16 protein-coding genes are annotated in these 18,082 nt (G+C 69.9%); 12 read left to right on the top strand and 4 right to left on the bottom strand.

Annotation, left to right across the window (positions count from 1 at the left end; all coding sequences use genetic code 11):
* Window positions 1-82 precede the first annotated feature (82 nt).
* The 6 genes from NGJ44_RS15355 to NGJ44_RS15330 all read left to right on the top strand — a co-directional run bounded on the left by NGJ44_RS15355 (window position 83) and on the right by NGJ44_RS15330 (window position 5,787).
* On the top strand, window positions 83-1,288 hold the full coding sequence (locus NGJ44_RS15355; RefSeq protein ID WP_251864468.1) for an iron-containing alcohol dehydrogenase family protein: 1,206 nt from the start codon (window positions 83-85) through the stop codon (window positions 1,286-1,288).
* 24 nt (window positions 1,289-1,312) lie between these two features.
* On the top strand, window positions 1,313-2,188 hold the full coding sequence (locus NGJ44_RS15350) for a TauD/TfdA dioxygenase family protein (protein ID WP_251864467.1): 876 nt from the start codon (window positions 1,313-1,315) through the stop codon (window positions 2,186-2,188).
* Between the two features lie 70 nt (window positions 2,189-2,258).
* A complete protein-coding gene (locus tag NGJ44_RS15345; protein ID WP_251864466.1) occupies window positions 2,259-3,245 on the top strand; it encodes a Bug family tripartite tricarboxylate transporter substrate binding protein in 987 nt (328 codons plus the stop codon).
* Window positions 3,246-3,261: 16 nt separating this feature from the next.
* The gene (locus NGJ44_RS15340; protein ID WP_251864465.1) at window positions 3,262-4,488 is read left to right on the top strand and encodes an alpha-hydroxy acid oxidase; all 1,227 of its coding nucleotides are present in this window, start codon (window positions 3,262-3,264) and stop codon (window positions 4,486-4,488) included.
* A 2-nt stretch (window positions 4,489-4,490) separates the two neighbouring features.
* The gene (locus tag NGJ44_RS15335; RefSeq protein WP_251864464.1) at window positions 4,491-4,964 is read left to right on the top strand and encodes a nuclear transport factor 2 family protein; all 474 of its coding nucleotides are present in this window, start codon (window positions 4,491-4,493) and stop codon (window positions 4,962-4,964) included.
* A 10-nt stretch (window positions 4,965-4,974) separates the two neighbouring features.
* Entirely contained in the window at window positions 4,975-5,787 is an 813-nt protein-coding gene (locus tag NGJ44_RS15330; RefSeq protein WP_251864463.1) for a fumarylacetoacetate hydrolase family protein, read from the top strand.
* 69 nt (window positions 5,788-5,856) lie between these two features.
* On the opposite strand, the gene pgaD is transcribed toward NGJ44_RS15330, so the two are convergent.
* The 4 genes from pgaD to pgaA are packed head-to-tail and all read right to left on the bottom strand — an operon-like array spanning window position 5,857 to window position 12,100.
* Window positions 5,857-6,300, bottom strand: a complete 444-nt coding sequence (pgaD, locus tag NGJ44_RS15325) for a poly-beta-1,6-N-acetyl-D-glucosamine biosynthesis protein PgaD (RefSeq protein ID WP_251864462.1) — start codon at window positions 6,298-6,300, stop codon at window positions 5,857-5,859.
* Window positions 6,297-7,637 (bottom strand): poly-beta-1,6-N-acetyl-D-glucosamine synthase, encoded by a 1,341-nt coding sequence (pgaC, locus tag NGJ44_RS15320; protein WP_251864461.1) that lies wholly within the window; start codon window positions 7,635-7,637, stop codon window positions 6,297-6,299. The genes pgaD and pgaC overlap by 4 nt, the downstream gene beginning before the upstream one ends.
* Entirely contained in the window at window positions 7,634-9,673 is a 2,040-nt protein-coding gene (gene pgaB / locus NGJ44_RS15315) for a poly-beta-1,6-N-acetyl-D-glucosamine N-deacetylase PgaB (protein ID WP_251864460.1), read from the bottom strand. Before pgaB ends, pgaC begins: the two co-directional genes overlap by 4 nt.
* 9 nt (window positions 9,674-9,682) lie before the next feature.
* Entirely contained in the window at window positions 9,683-12,100 is a 2,418-nt protein-coding gene (gene pgaA, locus NGJ44_RS15310; RefSeq protein ID WP_251864459.1) for a poly-beta-1,6 N-acetyl-D-glucosamine export porin PgaA, read from the bottom strand.
* A gap of 746 nt (window positions 12,101-12,846) precedes the next feature.
* On the opposite strand from pgaA, the gene NGJ44_RS15305 reads away from it, so the two are divergent.
* The 6 genes from NGJ44_RS15305 (at window position 12,847) to NGJ44_RS15280 (ending at window position 18,081) form a co-directional block, all read left to right on the top strand.
* A complete protein-coding gene (locus NGJ44_RS15305) occupies window positions 12,847-13,077 on the top strand; it encodes a hypothetical protein (RefSeq protein WP_235490373.1) in 231 nt (76 codons plus the stop codon).
* A gap of 1 nt (window position 13,078) precedes the next feature.
* Entirely contained in the window at window positions 13,079-14,473 is a 1,395-nt protein-coding gene (locus NGJ44_RS15300; protein WP_251864458.1) for a hypothetical protein, read from the top strand.
* Window positions 14,470-15,075 (top strand): pilus assembly protein, encoded by a 606-nt coding sequence (locus NGJ44_RS15295; protein ID WP_251864457.1) that lies wholly within the window; start codon window positions 14,470-14,472, stop codon window positions 15,073-15,075. Before NGJ44_RS15300 ends, NGJ44_RS15295 begins: the two co-directional genes overlap by 4 nt.
* A 104-nt stretch (window positions 15,076-15,179) precedes the next feature.
* The gene (locus NGJ44_RS15290; protein ID WP_251864456.1) at window positions 15,180-15,890 is read left to right on the top strand and encodes a hypothetical protein; all 711 of its coding nucleotides are present in this window, start codon (window positions 15,180-15,182) and stop codon (window positions 15,888-15,890) included.
* Window positions 15,887-16,723, top strand: a complete 837-nt coding sequence (gene cpaB, locus NGJ44_RS15285) for a Flp pilus assembly protein CpaB (protein WP_251864455.1) — start codon at window positions 15,887-15,889, stop codon at window positions 16,721-16,723. Before NGJ44_RS15290 ends, cpaB begins: the two co-directional genes overlap by 4 nt.
* Window positions 16,720-18,081, top strand: a complete 1,362-nt coding sequence (locus NGJ44_RS15280; RefSeq protein WP_251864454.1) for a type II and III secretion system protein family protein — start codon at window positions 16,720-16,722, stop codon at window positions 18,079-18,081. The genes cpaB and NGJ44_RS15280 overlap by 4 nt, the downstream gene beginning before the upstream one ends.
* Window position 18,082: the final 1 nt, after the last annotated feature.

Raw genomic sequence — 18,082 nt, 5'->3', positions numbered from 1 at the left:
CCCCCGCTGACGCGGCACATGCTGAGTGCCGCGCCGGACGATGGCGGCGCCGGCTTTTTCCAAAAAATACGCAAGAGAGCCGATGAGCGATCCGCTGTCCGACGACGTTTCGTTCGACTATCACCTGTACGGCACGCGCGTGCGCTTTGGCGACGGCGCGGCGGCCGGACTGCGCGCCGAGCTGGATGCGCTGGACTGCCGCAGGCCGGTGATCCTGACCCAGACCCGTATCGCCGCTTCGCCGCGCTATGCCGGGCTGGCCGCTCAATGGCGTGACCTGAAGCATCTCGAGCTGGCGGGCGTCCCGCCGCATTCGAGCGCCGGGCTCGTCGCGGAGCTGGCGGCGCGGGCGCGCGATTTCGGGCCCGATTGTGTGGTGGGCATCGGCGGCGGCAGCGTGGCCGATAGCGCCAAGGCGCTGGTGCTGCTGCTGGCCGAGGGAGGAAAGCTGGAGGACCACGTCTGCCGCTACGAGCCGCCGCGGGGCGTGCACGTTCCGCGGCGGGTGCGGCCCAAGCTGCCCATCATCGCGTTGCCGACCACGGCCTCGGGCGCCGAGCTTACCTGTTCGTTCGGCGTGGCCGACGACCGGGGCCACAAGCTGATGTTCTGGAACCGGCAGGTGTCGGCGTCCGCAGTGCTTATAGACCCGGAGCTGGCCGAAGACGTGCCGGCCCCGGCGCTGCATCAGAGCGCGATGAACGGCATTGCGCATTGCCTGGAAGGGCTGTATTCCACCGGCCGTTCTCCCGTGTCGGACGCCCTGGCCATGCAGGCGCTGGACCTGTTCCAGCAGGCCCTGGGCCAGGTCGAGGATGCCGTGCGCCGACGCCGGGACATTTTGGCTGCCGCCCACCTGGGCGGCATGGTGCTGGCCATGGCGCGCAGCTGTCTGCACCATGCCATCTGCCACGTGGTGGCCGCGCGCTACCTGCTGGGGCACGGCGCGGTCAACAGCGCGGTGCTTCCGCACGCCATTGCCTACAACGAAGCCGACGCCGCCGTGGCCGCGCGCCTGGCGCCGGCACTTGATCGCGTCAACCGCGCCGGCGCCGCGCCGCGGCACGCTCCCGCGGGCGCCCACGCGCCCCACGAAACGCTGTCCGCGTGGCTGCGCGCGCTGCAGCGCCGCCATGGCCTGCCCGCCCGCCTGGGTGAGCTGGGGGTGCCCGCCGGCGACCTGCCGGCGCTGGCTGCGCAGGTCATGACCGAACGCGGGCTGGCCGTGAATCCCCGTCCCGTCAGCCAGCCGGCCGACGTATTGGCCATCCTGAACGCCGCATTCTGAAATTCATTCCCGGAAGGAGACATCATGGACATCATCCCCTTGGGCACGCCGCTGGGCGCCCGCATCGAAGGCATGGACCTGGCCCAGCCGCTGGCCGAACCGGACTACCGCGCCATCGAAGCGGCGCTCGGCCGCTACGGCGTGGTCAGTTTCCCGAGGCAGAACCTGGGCGCGACGCAGCTCAAGCGCTTCTCGGAGAGCTTCGGCAAGCTGGAGGTCAACGTGGCCAACCTGTACCACGAGCCCGACCTGCCGGAGGTGATGATTCTTTCGAACATCGTCGAGAACGGCAAACCCATCGGCCTGAGCGACGCCGGCCAGGACTGGCATACCGACATGTCGTACAGCCGCACCATCGCATTCGCCAACGTGCTGTTCGGCATTCGCATTCCCATGCGGGATGGCAAGCCGCTGGGCAATACCGAATTCTGCAATATGCACGCCGCGTACGAGGGGCTGCCGCAAGACCTGAAACGGGAGCTGGACGGCATGACCATTACGCACGACTTCAACAAGTTCTGGGAAATGATGCGCCGCGAGAAGGGCAGCGCGCGGCCGCCGCTGACCGAGGAGCAGCGCCGCCGCAAGCCGCCCGTTTCGCATCCCGTTTTCCTGACGCACCCGATAACGGGCCGCAAGGTGCTGTACGCCAATCCAGGCTACTCGGTGCGCATCAACGAGCTGCCGGAAGCGCGCAGCGCCGAGGTGCTGGAGTTTCTGTTCCGCCATCAGGTGCAGGAGCAATACAAGTATCGCCACAACTGGACGGAGGGCGACGTGCTGATGTGGGACAACATGGGAACCATCCACAACGCGGTGGCCGACTACCGGCCCGATGAGCCGCGCCTGATCAAGCGCTGCCAGGTGATGGCGGACAAGTATTTTCCCGAGTTGTATTGACGCCCGCTGGATGAACCGGCCGAGTCCGCGGCGCACACGCGGACGACGAATAAAACCCAAGGAGACAGATATGAAGACATACAAGACCCTGGCCGCCTGGGCCGTTCTCGGACTGGCGGCCAGCCTGCCGGCCGGCCCGGCCCGCGCCGACGACTATCCCTCCCGCCCCATCCGGATGGAAGTAGGCTACGCCGCGGGCGGACCGACCGACGTGCTGGCCCGCATTCTGGCCAAGGAGATGAGCGATATCCTCAAGACCTCCGTCGTGGTGGAGAACAAGCCCGGCGCCAGCGCATCCATTGCCGCGAGCGACGTCATGCGTGCGGAGCCGGACGGCTACAAGGTGCTGGTGACCTCGCTGACCTGGAGCGTGAATCCGTTGCTGTACCCGGACCGCTATCGCTACGATCCGGTCAAGGACCTGGCGCCGGTCACCAACATCTGCAAGCTGCCCATGGTGCTGGTGACCAGCTACGGCTCGCCGTACAAGGATCTCAAAACCCTGGTGGCCGATGCCAAGGCACGTCCGGGCAAGCTGACCTTCGGGTCGTCGGGCGTGGGCGGTTCGGCGCACCTGGCCGCCGAAATGCTGGCGACCTCGAGCGGCCTGAAGATGGTGCACGTGCCGTTCAAGGGCAATGGCCCGGCGTTGCAGGAGATGCTGGCGGGGCGGATTTCCTTCATGTTCTACCCGAGTATCGGCATTGCCAACTACGTGCAGCAAAAGCAACTGCGCGTGCTGGCCGTGGGTACCCGCGAGCCGATGCCGGAGTTCCCGGGCGTGCCCACGATGGAGTCGCTGGGCTACCACGACTTCGACCAGGGCGCCTCCTGGATCGGCCTGCTGGCGCCGCCGGGAACGCCGCGCCCCATCGTGGACAAGCTGAGCCATGCGGTCAACGGGGCGCTGGCGCGGCCGGAGGTCCGGCAGCAGTTCGCCTCGCTGGGCGCGCTGCCGGTGGGCGGCACGCCAGAGCAGTTTCGCGATTTCCTGGTGCGGGACAAGGTGCGCTGGGCCGGCGTCATCGAGCGCGGCCACGTCAAGGGCGAGGAATGACCCGGGCGCCGGCATCATGACGCATCGTCTCGACCTTTGCTATTCCATCGAGCGCCTGCGCCAGCGCGCGCGGCGTCGCCTGCCGCGTCCCGTTTTCGATTTCTTCGACGGCGGCGCGGAGGACGAGCGCACGCTGGAGGCGAATGCCGCGGCATTCGCCGGGGTGCAGCTGGCGCCGCACATACTGCGCGACGTGTCCCGCGTGGAGCTGTCAGGCGCGCTGGTGGGAGGCCCGTCCGGCCTGCCGCTGGCCATCGGACCCACCGGCGCGGTGGGTTTCGGCTGGCGCGGCGGCGACGTGATGCTGGCGCGCGCGGCCGCCGCAGCCGGCGTTCCGTATGCCCTGTCGACCTCGGCGACGGCTTCCATCGAGGAGATCGCCGAGCAGGCGCCGGGCCGGCTCTGGTTCCAGGCCTACATCCTGCAGGACAAGAACCGCCTCCATGAGCTGATCGCGCGGGCCGACGCGGCCGGCTACGAAGCGCTGGTCATCACGGCGGACCTCCCGGTGGGCGGCAAGCGGGAACGCGATCTCGCCCATGGCCTGGCCTTTCCGATGAAAATCACGCCGCGCAATTTCTTCCAGTTCGCCTGCAAGCCGGCCTGGTCGCTGGACATGGCGTTGCGCAGGCCGCCCGCCATGCCCAGCCTGGCGGGCCTGAACGCGGTGGCCTCGGACCGCAAGGCCATGCGCTCGGTGGCGGGCCGCAACTACGATCCGGCCTTCGACCTGGCCGCCCTGGCCCGCCTGCGCGACCGCTGGCGGGGCAAGCTGATCGTCAAGGGCATCGTGCACAACGAAGACGTCGAGCCTCTCGTGCGGCTCGGCGCCGACGCGCTGGTGGTATCCAACCACGGCGGCCGCCAGCTCGACGGCGGCATCGCCACGCTGTGGGCGCTGCCCGAGGTGGTTGCGGCCGCCGCCGGCCGCGTGCCCGTGCTGCTGGATGGCGGTGTGCGGCGCGGCAGCGACATCTACAAGGCGCTGGCGCTGGGCGCGGCCGGCGTGCTGACCGGACGAGCCACGCTGTACGGCGTGCTGGCCGGCGGCGAGGCCGGCGCCGCCAAGGCTCTGGCCATCCTGCGCGATGAACTGGCGCGCACCATGCAGCTTTGCGGCACGCCCAGCCTGGACGCTATCGACGCCGGCGTACTGCGCCTGCCTCGCCCCTTTCCGCCATACGGGCCATACGCGCCCCGGCAGGCGGCCGCCCGCGTACCCGAACTCATGGAGGAAAATTGACCATGCCCGATATGCCGCGTTCCGCCGAACGGGCTCGCGACATCCGCGACCCCGGCGTCCTGGCCCTGTGCCGCGACCAGATCATGGCCTTCTATCGCGATCTGGACGAGAACCGCTATGAAGACCTGGCCGGCCGGCTGTCGCCCGACGGCGTTTGGCACCGCCAGGGCAAGGCCCTGGCCGGCCGCCGGGCGGTGCTGGACGCCCTGGCCCTGCGGTCCCGGACGCAGCGCATCCATCATCTCATCGTCAACCTCATGGCGGACCGCCAGGGCGATGGCCGCTGCGTGATGCGAGCCTACATGCTGGTGGTGCGCCACGACAGCGGCGCGCCGCTGCAAGGGCCCGCGCCCCTGGCCGGCATCGAGAACATCCGCACCTTACATATCGAGCTGGCCTGCGTGGACGGCCAATGGCTGATCAACGACATGCGCGGAGACGAGCCCGCGTTCGCGATGCCCGCGCTGCGCGCCTGAGGAGACGACCATGAAATGGATACGCGCCAGTCTGGCGGACCCCGATGCGAAACCGCTCGCCGCGCCGGCGGAGGTGTTCTATGCCCGGCTCGACGACGAGCGGGTATTGCCCGTGCGGGGAACCCCCTTTGACGGCTTCGAGCAGACCGGAGAGAGGCTGCGCCTGGATGACATACGGTTCGAGGTGCCGGTGATTCCGCCGACCTTTTACTGCGTGGGCCTGAACTACACCCGGCACATCGCGACCGAAGGGCTCAGGATTCCCGACAAGCCCGATGTCGGCTACCGGGCCAATAACGCGCTCATCGCGCACGGCCAGGACGTCGTCATGCCCCCCGACGCCACCAGCGTGCATTACGAAGGCGAACTGGTGGTGGTGATCGGAAAGCGCGCGCGCAACCTGAGCGCCGCCGAAGCCCGGTCCTGCATATTCGGCTACACCATCGGCAATGACGTCAGCGAACGCAACTGGCAGAAATCGGACCGCACCTTCTGGCGAGCCAAGAATTCGGATACCTTCAAGCCCATGGGGCCCTGGATCGAGACGGACGCGGACGTCGAACAAATGGAAACCGTGGTCAGCCTGAACGGCAGGGAAAGCACGCGCTTTCATACCAACGACATGCTGTTCGGCATCGACACCTTCATTAGCACCATGAGCCGCTACCTGACGCTGTACCCCGGCGACATACTCTGGATGGGCACCGACGGCCATTCGCCCGACCTGGCCGATGGCGATGTGGTGGAGGTAGCCCTGACGGGCCTGGGGGTGCTGCGCAACCGCTTCACCGGCCCCGGCGGGGCGCGGCGCCTGGGCGGGTGAGCTCAGGGCGAGTTCACCCTGAAAGCAGCTTCGCGCAGGCGGACGACAGGCGGGAAATCCGGCGCCCGGCTAGGCGCTCAGGCGGCGCAGGCGGGCAACGCCGCGCTCGATGGCGCTGATTCCGCCGCTGGTGTCGTGATGAATGACAGCAACGCGCGAAGTCCGCAAGGTGGCGAGCTGCGCCGCGCCGATGGCGAAGCTGCGGGCGAGGCGCTCGTCGCCCACGGGCGGGGCGCGGCGGCGGCGGTCCAGGCCGCGGAAGCTGTACAGGTTGTAGAGCGCCCATCCATAGAGCAGGGCGGCGTTGACGAGGGCGACCGCGAGGTACGCCAGCAGCGTGTGCATCGTGGGCAGGAACGCCGGCAGGATCGGGGCCTGGGGGCCGTCCGCGGCGCCGCGCAGAATGGCGGCGATGCCGGAGCCGAACAGATAAAAGAAGGCAATCCAGGCTGCGGCGGTAAGCAGCATGTCCACGGCCAGGCCGAGGCGGGAGCGTTGCGTCTTGACGATCATTGCGAACTCGTGGATTTGTTGATGCCGCGATCCGGGCTGGTCCAGCGTGCGCGCTGGGCCTTGCGGCGCAACATGACTTTGGGAAAGCTGACCAGGGTGGTGAACAGGCTCAGCATCCAGTAGGCAAACGGATACCAGATCACCCAGTACAGGGAACGGGCCAGGCCGGGTTCGTAGCGGCGGTCGATCAGGATGCTCACCACGAACTGCAGCAGGCACACCATGGCCAGCATCATGCCGGTGAAGGCGGGCGGCAGCAGGCTGGCGATGCGCATGTGGTTGGGCAGCGCCACGAAATGGCTGAGCGCCCACAGCAGGACGGACAGGCCGAAGGCGAACGCCCAGCCGGTGGACAGGCAGTATTCCAGCATCAGCGGCCACAGCCGCCGGTGGCGCCAGGTCCAGATCGAGCGCAGGTTCTTCAGGAACACTTCCGCGCCGCCCTGGGCCCAGCGCAAGCGCTGCTTCCACAGGCCGCGCAGCGTTTCGGGCATGAGAATCCAGCACAGGGCGCGCGGCTCGTAGAAAATCGACCAGTGGTCGCGCTGCAGCTTCCAGCTGATGTCGATGTCTTCGGTGATCATGTCCAGGCTCCACCAGCCCACGCGCTCCAGGGCGCTGCGCCGGAAGGCCGCAACCACGCCCGAGACGGTGAAAACCTGGCCATAGACGCGTTGGGTGCGCTTGATCAGCCCGATGATGGACGAGAACTCGCCGACCTGGATGCGGCCGACCAGCGTGGAGCGCGTGCGTACGCGGGGATTGCCCGTCACCGCGCCGATGCGCGGGTGCGCGAGCAGGGGCGCGGCCAGGTAGGCCGCCGCGTCCGGATCCAGGAGGGCGTCGCCGTCGATGCACACCAGGTATTCGCTGCGGGCGGCCAGCGCGCCCATGCGCAGCGCCATGGCCTTGCCCTGGTTCTGCGCCAGGTGCACGACGCGCAGCCGGCCATGCTGGAGCGCCAGGCGCTCCAGCATGGCCGCCGTGCCGTCGGTGGAGCCGTCGTTGATGGCGATGACCTCCACGTTCGGGTAATTCTGGTTCAGCGCGGCGAGCAGGGTTTCCTCGCCATTCCCGGCCTCGTTGTAGCAGGGCACCAGGATAGAGATCAAAGGGGTGCCGGGCAGGTCGGGCACCTGGCGCTGGGGGCGCCACTGCCAGTGGCGCTCCAGGCGCAGCCAGAAATAGATGCCGCCCGCCATCCAGACGCCGGACATGAACAGGGGGTAGAGAAAGACGAAGGCCAGCAGGGCTTCGCCGGTGAGCGCCAGGGCGAAACCGAAAGGCGCGCCGAGCACGGCGCACAGAATGAGAAAGGCAAGCAGTCTGTCCATCATTTGAGGGGATACCAGGCTTCGGAAATGGCGGGCCGGATGTCCTGCATCCGGGGCTGATCCTGTGCGAAATCGTCGGGGTAGTAGCCGAAGCTGCGCGCGCCCCGCAGTTGCAGGCGCCGCATCCATCCGGCGAGCCTGCGGCTGTCCACTTCCGCGGGGCCGGCGTGGCCGGGGCCGGAACGCCAATCGCGGCTCTGCAACTCGAATACGGTGCGGTCCAGCGCGCCGGGACGGCGCCGCGCGACGGCGTCGACCAGCCCGTCGAGCCAGGCGTTTTCCCGGCCCTCGGCCACGTTCTCCATGAGCGGCATCGCCATGGGCGCGGTCCAGTCGTAGGCATCCAGGAAGTCGTCCAGGTTCTGGGCGAACCAGGCTTCGCTTTCCGGGTTCAGGATGGGGGCGGCGTAGATGTTGCGCGCCGTCTTGATCTGCGGGCCCCGCACTGCACGCACGCGGCTGGCGAGCGCGTCGGTGAAGTCCACCAGATAGCGGCTCTTGTAGCGCGTCCAGCGCTGCATCAGGGCGGGATCGGCCCGCAGTTCCGCGATAGAGCCGGGCAGCCCCGCCTTGCGATACGCCGCCAGGGCCGCGGGGCCGGCGTCCTCGAAATCGCCCAGCATGGCGTCGTCGTGGAACAGGATGCCATCGAAGATGGCGTAGCGGGCGAGGTCTTCGTACAGGTCGCCGATGCGGGCCCGCGCGGCGGGATCGAAGGGGGACAGGCGGCGGTACAGATCCGGATCGGGCTGTGGCGCCGCGTCCGGCCTGGACGGATCCCAGCGCGTGACGCGGGCGATGGACGGATCCAGGTCGAAGGCGAGCACCGGCATCCAGGCGTATACCATCACGTTGGCGCGGTTATGCAGCTGCCAGGCGGCGCGGTTGAAGAGATCCGCGCGCACGGGCAGCCAGCGGTTGGGGAAGTACACCGACTTCACCAGGCCGTCGCCTTCCGGATCGGCATAGGCCTGCAGGAATACGGTGTTGATCTGCAAGTCGTGGATGCGCTGCACCAGCTCGCCGAGATTGCGGTCGGCCTGCACCGGGTCCGGATCGTAGACATAGTCGAGATCGACATGGGCCACGCGCATGAAGGGACGCGCTTCCATGCCCACCACGCTGGAGGCGAAAGAGCGCAGCCTCGGGTCGCTGGCCAGGAGCAGGCGCGGCGTGGACATCAGGCGTTTCACGGTGCCGGGGCCGTCTTCCAGCGTGAGCGCCATCTGGTATCCGTGCTCGCCGGCGATGCGCAGCGTCGTGCCGCCTTCGGCGCCGTAGGGCCATACCCAGACGCGCGGCGTCTTGCCCGTGGCGCGGCGGATTTTCTCCGTGATGGCGGCCACGTCCGCGCCCATGCGGGCTTCGAATTCTTCCTCGGTTTCGTACCTGCCGGCGCGCGCGTCATAGGCGCGGACGGCGGCCGCCGGCTCGGTGTTGCCTTGCGGATTGGCCGGTGCGCCGTAATGCGAGGCATTGGTGTGCGCGGCGATCTCGACCAGGCCGGCGCGCGAGATCTCCCGGATCTCGTCCCAGTTCAGGAAACGCTCGCGCGCTTCCGGGGTGCCTCCGAAGTCCACAGGCTGGCCCGCCGGCGTGTCCATCCAGACGCCGACGGGTGCGAGCAGCGCCGGCCAGCGGTAAGCCTTGAGGATGGGCAGCACGCGCGTGTAGAAACTGCGATAGCCGTCGTCGAAGCTGAGCAGCACCGCGCGCTCGGGCAACGGGGCGCCGCCCTGGCGGGCCTGCAGGATCTGGTCCACCGTGACGGCCTGGTAACCGTTGGCGCGCAGCCAGGCCAGTTGTTCGGCCAGCCTGTCGCTACGCACGCCAAGAAAGGCCTGGTCGGGGTCGTCGTCCTCGACATCGTGGTAGGCCAGGGCGAGCAACTGGTTGCGCGGCCAGGGCTGGTCTTCGGGCGCCACGGGCCGGTCGGCCGGGGCCACGTACATGGGAATGTCCTTGGCGCAGGCCGTCAACGCCAGGACGGCGAGCAGCGACAGGGCCGCGAACAGGATACGGATGGGCAGGCTGGGCATGGGGCGGCCTCAGAAGCGGTAGGCAAGGTCGAAGGCGATGCGCAGCTCGCGCTCGCGGTTTCCATCGTAGGGGCGGCTGATGCCGGTAATCATCGCGCCCATGTCGAGCACGTCGTTGGCGCGGTAGCGCTGGCCATAGCCCAGCGCCAGCACGCCGCCGGCGCCGTAGCCCCGCTGGCCGTAGCCGCCGGCGGCCACCGTGCCGATCTGTTCCCAGGCGGTTTCGTAGCGGCGGTACAGCGTGTGCGTGAGCCGCAGCCCCGGCAGCAGCATCAGGTCCATACGCGGGTTGTAGTAGGGCACGTCGCTGCCGCGGCTGTTGCGTTGCGCCGAGATGTCCACTTCCAGGTCGGCCTTCAGGCGCGGGGCGGTGTACACGCGTTCACGGCCAGCCAGGCCGAGCGTCCAGCGGTTGTTGCCGTCGCTGAAGCGAGAAGGGGAGAGCGAAAGCGTCCATTCGCGCCGTTCGTTGGCGCGCCAGCGGACATAGCCGGTCGCCGAGTTCGAGGACACGTCGCTGGCCAGGGCGCGCAGCGGCGTCTCGCGCGACAGGATCTCGCCGGACGCGCCCACTTGCCAATGATCATCGACGTCATAGGCGGCCGACAGGCGCAGGCCGGGCTTGGCGCCGTGGCCATAATGGTGGGCGGAGGCTTCGGCCTCGACCGTCAGGTCGCGCACGCGCCACTGCGCCCCGGCCCGCAGCCAGCGGTAGTATCCGCGGCCCTCTTCGAAATTGCCGGTGGCGTAGCCGCCGCCCGCGTAGGCCCGCCAGTCGTGGTCGAGCGGCGGCGAGTACAACACCGCATCGATGCCGAAATCGCCGCTGCCGGACACCGGACTGTCCGAGGCCAGCCCGCGGTAGCCGCTGATCTGCAGTTCGGCCTTGTTGTGAATCTCCCATACGCGCGCCAGGCGCCGCGATTGCAGGTCTTCCGGCGCTCGGGCGAGGGTGTCGGCGCTCAGCGCCTCGGCCTGGCGCCATTCCTGCAGATCCAGGGCGGTGAAGCCCTGGCCGTTTTCCACGCCTATGTCGCGGGGCGATAGGGTTTCGGCCAGCTTCAGCTCGCGCTCGGACGCGCGCGGCAGCGAGCGCGCGCGGTACACCGTGGCCAGCGCGGTGCGCAGGTGGGTGTTGTTGGGCGCGTTCGCCGCCATGTCCTCGAGCCGGGCCTGGGCGGCGGGGGTGTCGTCGGCCTGCAGCGCGGCCGACGCGGCGGTCTGCAGGCTTTCCAGGTGCAGGTCGTTCGGCACGCGGGCGGCCTGCCCCTTGGGGTACAGCCAGGGGGGATAGCCTGCGCGGGTCCGGTCGATGACCGCCCCGGCCTCGTCATGCTGTTCGCTCTCGGCAAGCGCGTAGTACAGGCCCGTTTCGTTGTCCAGCCTGTCTTCCGGATCGTCCGCCTCGGCGGCCGCCCGGCGGTAGATGTCGCGTGCCCGCTCCGGCTGCCGCAGATAGAGATAGGCGGAGGCCACGTCGTTGAGCGCGTAGCGGGGCAGGGCGACGCCCTCGGCCCGCAGCGCCTCGTATTCGGCAACCAGGTCCGCCATGCGCACGCGGGCGCGCAGGGCATGCAGGCGGTCGATGCGGGCGCGCAGCACGTCGGCTTCGGCCGCCTTGCCCAGCGTCTTCCAGGCGGGGATCAGTTCGTCGTAGCGCGCAAGCGCGCGGTCGGCCAGCGCATAGCGCTCGGCCTCGCCGCGCGACGGCATGTCGGCCATGCGCACCAGTTCGGCCTGCGCGTCGGCCTCGAAGCCGCGCATCTCCGCCTCGCTGAAGAGCGACGCATGCCGGCGGGCGCGATCCAGGACCGGACCCGCCAGCCGGGCCCGCTTCAGGGCATAGATGTACTCGCGCTGCACATAAGGCGTGCCGGGCGCCAGATCATGTGCGCGGTCTGCGGCGTACAGGGATTCGAACGGCGCATTGCGGCCAGCCTGCACATAGGCGAGCGCCAGATAGGCATCCGCCTCGCGCGGCCAGCGTGCCGCCGCGATGCGGGCCTGCCGCAGCGCCGCGTCGGACTGGCCGGCATCCGCCAGCGTCATGGCTGCGCCGGCCGCAAAGGCGAGGCGGCCGGGATGGCGGCTCATCCCTTCGCGGTATTGCGCCAGCGCTTCGGGCCAGCGGCGCAGATCGCGGTACGCGCGGGCGACGGCGAGCCGGACATCCGGAGGCAATTCGCGGGGCAGGGCCAGGGCCTCGTAGGCCTGTACGGCGACACGGGGCTGGTCTGCCCAGGCGGCGATCAGGATGCGGTCGTAGGCATAGCGGTTTCCGGGGCCGGAGCCCTTGCGGGCCAGCATGGCGAGCGCGGGCTCGTAATCGCCCGCCCTTGCCCGCAGGATCAGCGCGTCATAGGCGCCATCGGCACCCGCCAGCGCGATGGCGGGGGACAATGCGGCCCACAGGATCAGGCGGCGCAAGGCGCGCTGGCGTCTTTTCGACCTTGTCGACGATGTGGCGGCCTTTGCCACGAGGGGGCCTCTCTCAAGCATCCGTTAGTGCTTCCGCAGTTGCAAATGATCGGTGTTCGCGGCCTGCCGTCCATGCGAGCGCAAGCGCCTGCGGCCGTCATGGCGGCGGCTGGTACGAACTGAGTTGTTGGGGGTGTGCGCGGCGCCCGCTGCGGGGACCTTTTGCACTCGCGCAGAGGGAGTGCGTGGCTAGTACGCGCCACGCCCGTGGGGCGTGATCGCGGCGCTTCTGCGGCGCCGTCGACGCTGGGGATTCTATGGCTTTTGCGGCCGGGCGACTGTCAAGCAGTGAAAAGCCGGGCGTCGGCGCGCAGTGGCTTGCGTGCCGCGGGATGAAGGGCGCCCTGGCAAATGAAGAGCGCCCCAGCTCGAGGTGAGTCTGGGGCGCTCCTGTCCAGCTTCGCACGCGATGGGTGTCAGACAGCCGGACGACTTCAATCTACTGCCGGGGGGCAGGCCGGGCAATAGGGGAAACCCTGGGTCTTGTGCCCGCAATCCGTCCCTTTGAGTTCGGAAGCCGTCCGCCCGGCAAGCGCTTCGCCGGGGGCATGCGTCCCGGGAGCGATCCGTCCTCCTCGGCATGTACGAATTGTGGGCGCGGCGGCCCGGGCCGACACTGCTTCTTCATCAATCGAACGGAGGCGGGTATGGAATTCTCGCGCAATTTGCCGGCAAAGCGGCAGGCAGGGCAAGGCATGACCGAGTACATCGTGGTGGTGGCCCTGGTGGCGGTGGCCGCGATCGCCGTGTACCAGTATTTCGGGCAGGTGGTGCGCTCGCAGACGGCGGCCATGGCGCGCGAACTTGCCGGCGAGGACGGCGGCGCGCAATCCCGGGCGGCACGGCAAGCCGCGCAGAAGGCCGCCGCCCAGTCCAAGGCGCGCTCGCTCAAATCGTTCACCGGCAACGCCACGGACGGCAAGTGACATGAGCGCCGCGCATATCCGCCGTTTCCATCTCCAGGAGGGCCAGGCGCTGGCGGCCGGCCTGGCGCTCGCCGCCATCGGCGGGCTGGCGCTTTTCGCTCTCCATCACCTGGGCCAGACGGCGCAGGCTCGCGCGCGGCTGACGCACGCCGCGGACGCCGCGGCATACAGCGGGGCCGTGCTGCAGGCCCGCCATCTCAATTACCTCGCCTACGCGAACCGAACACAGGTGGCGCACCAGATCGCCATGGCGCACCTGGTCACGCTTGCCGCATCGGCGCAGCAGGCGGCGACGATGCAGGCGCGGCACGGGCGCGCCCACCCGCCGGCCGGTCTTATCGCCATGCTGTTCGGGCCCTCGCTGGCGCTGGCCTACGGTTCGGCCCGCGAACAGCCGGGCGCCCTGGCGCGCCTGGCGTCCGCTTTCGCGCTGCACGACCGCGCGGCCCAGGTGGTGGTGGAGGCCGAGGCGCGGCGCGCGCAGCTCGATCTGCCGAGGGCGCGCGAGCAGCTCGTGCGCGAGGTCATCGAAGCCAATCTCGGTCCAGGCTCCACGCATGGATCGGTGGCCCTGCACTGGCTCTCGGACGGCTGGCCCGGCTTCGTCTACGCGGCGCGGTCGCAGGTGGGCGGCTTCCTGCGCCAGACCGTTCATCGGGCCGCGGGGCGCTACGGCTTTTTGCAGCGCCGCGATTTCACCCGCCGCAACGCCTGGCCCGTGAGCTACCGCTGCCCGTTGCGCAGGCACGAGCTGCGGCGCCGCGGGTTCTCATGGCTGGACATGGACGGACGCTGGGGAGCGCTCGACACCCAGTCTTTCTATGCCTTGCGTTCCAACCGCTGGATCGGTTGTTACTACCGAGAATACGCCATGGGCTGGGGCGCCACGCAGGGCCGCAATGCCAAGCCGCCACCCGGAACGGACTACGTGGAAAACCCGCCCGCGGATTTTTCCCAAGAGGATTTCTGGCGTTGGGTGGCCCACACGACGTCGTGGGATATCTTCAGCGGCAAGACCAATCCGCTCGCGAATTCCTTCGCCATGTTCTCGGCTGCGCGCTGGAAAAGCGCCGGGCTGCCTCCCTATCGGGAGGTCCAGGCCGCGCGCCACGCCCACGCCTTGCGCTTCGCCGTGGCGCTGAAGCAGCGCAGCGGCGCGCCGTCCCCGTCCGTCGCGGCCGGCGTCCCGCACGGCATCCTCGGGCAGATACGCCTCGCGGTATCGGCGAGCGCGCCGGCGGTCACGGTCACCAGCGCCGCCGAAACCTATTTCTCGCGGCCGGGGCCGCGCAGCGACGGCAAGGACGAACTGGCTTCGCTGTTCCGGCCCTACTGGCAGGCGCGCCTGTCGGCGGTCACGCCGCGGGAAGCGGCGAGCGCAAGGAGGCTGCCATGACGGTGCCGTCCCCGCGTCTTGCCGCGCGGCAGGGCGGGCAGGCGGTGCTGGAAGCCTTGCTCGTGATGCCCCTGCTCGGCCTGTTGCTGCTGGCCGTGGCCCATGTCGGCTCGGCGCAATTCCGCTTGCTGGAAGCCGGCCAGGAGAGCCGCCATGCCGCGTTTTCCGCCGCCCGCGGCATGCCCGCCGTTCCTGGCGTGGCGCACGTCACGCCGGCGGGGCGCGGCGGCCGGCACTCGCCGCCGTCTCTCGCGTTCGAGCAAGACTGGCTGCAAGGCCCGGTGCGTTGGCACAGGGCCGTCGCCGAGCGCGCCCTGGGAGCTTGGCCGGGCGGCGGGCTTCTGCGGGTGCGGCGTGCCGCCACAGTGGTCGGCGGCACGGGTCATGCCGCGGACGACGCAAGCGGGCAACGCCGCGTGGCCGGGTCCGGCGCGGGCTGGAAACAGGCGCAATCGGCTTCGTCCGCGGCCGCGCGCGCGCTGAATCCTGTCGTCGCCCGCATGGACGGGCCCTGGGGGCGCGCGCCCTTGTCGCTGGACTGGGTGCAGGACTGGGCCGACGCCATGCCGTCCAGCCGTGTCGTGACGGCGAGGCGGCCATGAAAACCGTGCGTTTCTTGCTTCGCCCTGCTGCCGCGGGCGTCAGGGCCGCCGTTCGGCGCATTGCGGTCCGGCCTCGCCCGCTGCGCGCCTCCCGGTGCGCGGGCATGACGAGGGCCCGCATGCTGTCCCTGGCGGCGGCCGGCTCGCGCCAGGCGCTGCCCATCCTTCTGCTGGCGCTCGCCGCCCCTGCCATGGCGGAGCGATCCGCCAAGCCGCTGCCTGAGTCCGGCGTCGGCCTCGGGCTGGAGCGGATCGCCTGGCCCCCGGGCACCTCACTCGCCAGCCTGGGCAAGGACTTGCGCCTGTATGGCGTGCCGGCGCAGGCGCTGGCGTTCGATGCGCCGGCGGCCGTGCCGGCAATGCTGCAAATGCTCTCGCGCAGCCAGCCGGCCCTGGCCGATCTTGCGGTAATGCCCGGGCAGGCCATTCTCTCGGGCCGGGCCGCCGATCGGCACTGGCTGGCCCTGCTGCAAGGCGCGGAGCCGGGGCGCAGCGTGGGCGTGGTGGCCGTGATTGCCGCCGAGTCCGGCCCGGATACCGTGCCTCCCGCCTGGCTGCCCACGGGCGCGCGGCTGGTGCTGGATTTTTCCCTCAAGGAAACCGGACACGACCTCACCGAGCAGATCTGGCGGCATGAGCTCGCGGCTCAGCGCGTGTCCGAGATGCTCGAAACGGGTCTGCGGCGCGCCGGCTGGCTGCCGGCGGACATTTCCGGCGATACTCAATGCTGGCGGCGGCGCGGCGCGCGCATGCAATGGCGGGTGGAGCCGCTGGACGCGGGCAGCGCGATAAGAATCAGGAGGTGGTCGCCATGATGCCGGCCTGGTTGCGGATTGCCGGCCACGGAAGCAAGGCGGGCGCCTATGTTTTGGCGCTGGCGGCCGGACTCACGGCGGCATGGGCGGTGCGAGAGCACATACGGCAACGGGTGGACGCCCTGGAGGCGCAGGCGCGCGCGCCGGCCGTGAGCCGCCTGGTCGCCGCCCATGACCTGCCCGCGGGAACGCGGCTCGACGAAGCGCACCTTGCCGTGCGCGAAATCCCGGTCCAGTGGGCCATGGGCGACAGCCTGGAGCCGCACGAAATCGCTGCGCTGGAAGGGGCGACGCTGGCCTGGGGCCTGGCGCGCGGCGAGCCTCTGCTCAAGCCCTACCTCAGCTTCGCGGCGCCGGCCCTGTCCTCGCGCCTGGAGGCAGGCCAGCGCGCGCTGCACGTCCCGGCGGCAGACCTGGGCGGGCTGGCCGACGACGTGCGCGCCGGCGATGCCCTGGATATCTACCTGTCTTTCCCGCACGGCGACCAGACGCGCACCGTTCCCTTGCTGCAGGGTGTGCGCGTGCTCGCGGTGGGCGCGGATGCGGACGGAGCGGCGGCCGGCGGCGTCATGCTGGCGGCGGATCCCCAGGACGCCATGCGCTTCGTGGCGGCCCGGCAGGCGGGCTCGCTTACCGCCATGCTGCGGCACCGCGGCGACGACGCAACGGCGTCCGCCGAGGCTTCCCAGGAACTGGACGCGGTGCTTGGGCTGGCAAAACGCAAGCAGCCGCCCGCCAGGGGCGTGACGGTGGTCTATGGCGACCGCATCGAGGCGGCGGCATTTCCCGAAGCGGGCGGCGCCTTGCCTGCCTTGCCGGAAGCCGGGCCATGAAGGCGGCGTTCTGGGCGAGGCTGTGGCTGGCTTTCGCCATTGCCTTCTGCACGGCGGCCACGGCCGGGAGCGCGGCGCTCGAGCTCGAGGTGGGCCAGACCCGCGTGCTGGCGCATCCGGGCGTCAAGCGCGTCGCGGTGGGAAACGGCCAGGTGCTGAGCGCGGTGGTGGCCGAGGGCCGCGACGTGGTGGTCTTCGCACGCGCCGAGGGCGTGTCTTCCATCCATGTATGGGGGCCGTCCAGGCAGCCCGAGGCCTACGAGATCCGCGTCGTGCCGGCCGGCGCATCGCGCCGGCGCGCCGAAATCGAGGCGCTGCTCGCGCGCATTCCCGGCGCGCGGGGCGCCATGGTGGGAGGCCGGTTTCTCATCGAAGGAGAAGACCTCTCCGACGACGACAGGGCGCGGATCGCGTCGCTGGCGCAGCGCTATCCGGACGTGGTCGATTTCACCGGCCAGGTGGGCTGGGACCGCATGGTGCTGCTCGATGTGCAGGTGGTGGAGATTCCCAGTTCGCGGATGCGCGAGATCGGCCTGCGCTGGGACGGCGCGGCGCAGGGCGGGGTGAGCGCCGGCCTGGCCTGGGACGGAGGCTCCACCGGGCGTATCCGGCGGCCGGGCGCGGGGCCTGTCGAAACCCTGGGTGCGGCCTCGCCGGGCGCGGGCTACTTCGGCGTGAACGCCCTGCTGTCCGCGCGCATCGCGGCGCTGGCCGAATCCGGCGAAGCCGTGATGCTGGCGCAGCCGCAATTGTTGGCGCGCAGCGGGTCCAGCGCGACGTTCCTGGCCGGCGGCGAGGTGCCCTACGTCACCACCGATGCCCGCGGCGCCACGCACACCCAGTTCAAGCCGTATGGGGTGTCGCTCAAGATCACGCCGCGCATAGATCGCCATGGCGGCATCCGCTCGCTGATAGAAGTCGAAGCCAGTTCGGTGGACGCCTCGCTCGCGCTGCCGGGCGGCCCGGCCTTGCGCACGCGGCGCGCCTCCACGGAATTCAACGTCAGGTCGGGCAGCACCCTGGTCATAGGAGGATTCCTGTCGCGCGAGCATGTCGAGACGGTGAGCGGGTTGCCCTGGCTGCAGGACATTCCCATCCTGGGCGCGCTCTTCTCGTCCCGGCGTTTCCTGGCCCGCGAAACCGAGCTCGCCATTTTCGTGACGCCCCGCATTCTCGGCCCGGGCGATCCCGCCATGTCCAGTGCCGCCCAGCGCGGGCGCGACCTGGTGGAGGCCAGTTTCCCCACGCCCGCGCGGCTGGGTATCACCCCTCAGGGCGCGGGCTGGGATCCCTATTCAGGGCCCGGTTCGCAATGGTCGCCGCCGCAGCGCCGCGGCGGCCTCGACTCCAAGGAGTAAG

It is taken from the genome of Achromobacter sp. Marseille-Q4962, assembly GCF_943737005.1.
In the GTDB taxonomy this organism is placed as follows: Bacteria; Pseudomonadota; Gammaproteobacteria; order Burkholderiales; family Burkholderiaceae_B; genus Achromobacter.
Note: the sequence above shows the minus strand (reverse complement) of the source record. Positions and strands in the feature narration are given on the sequence as shown.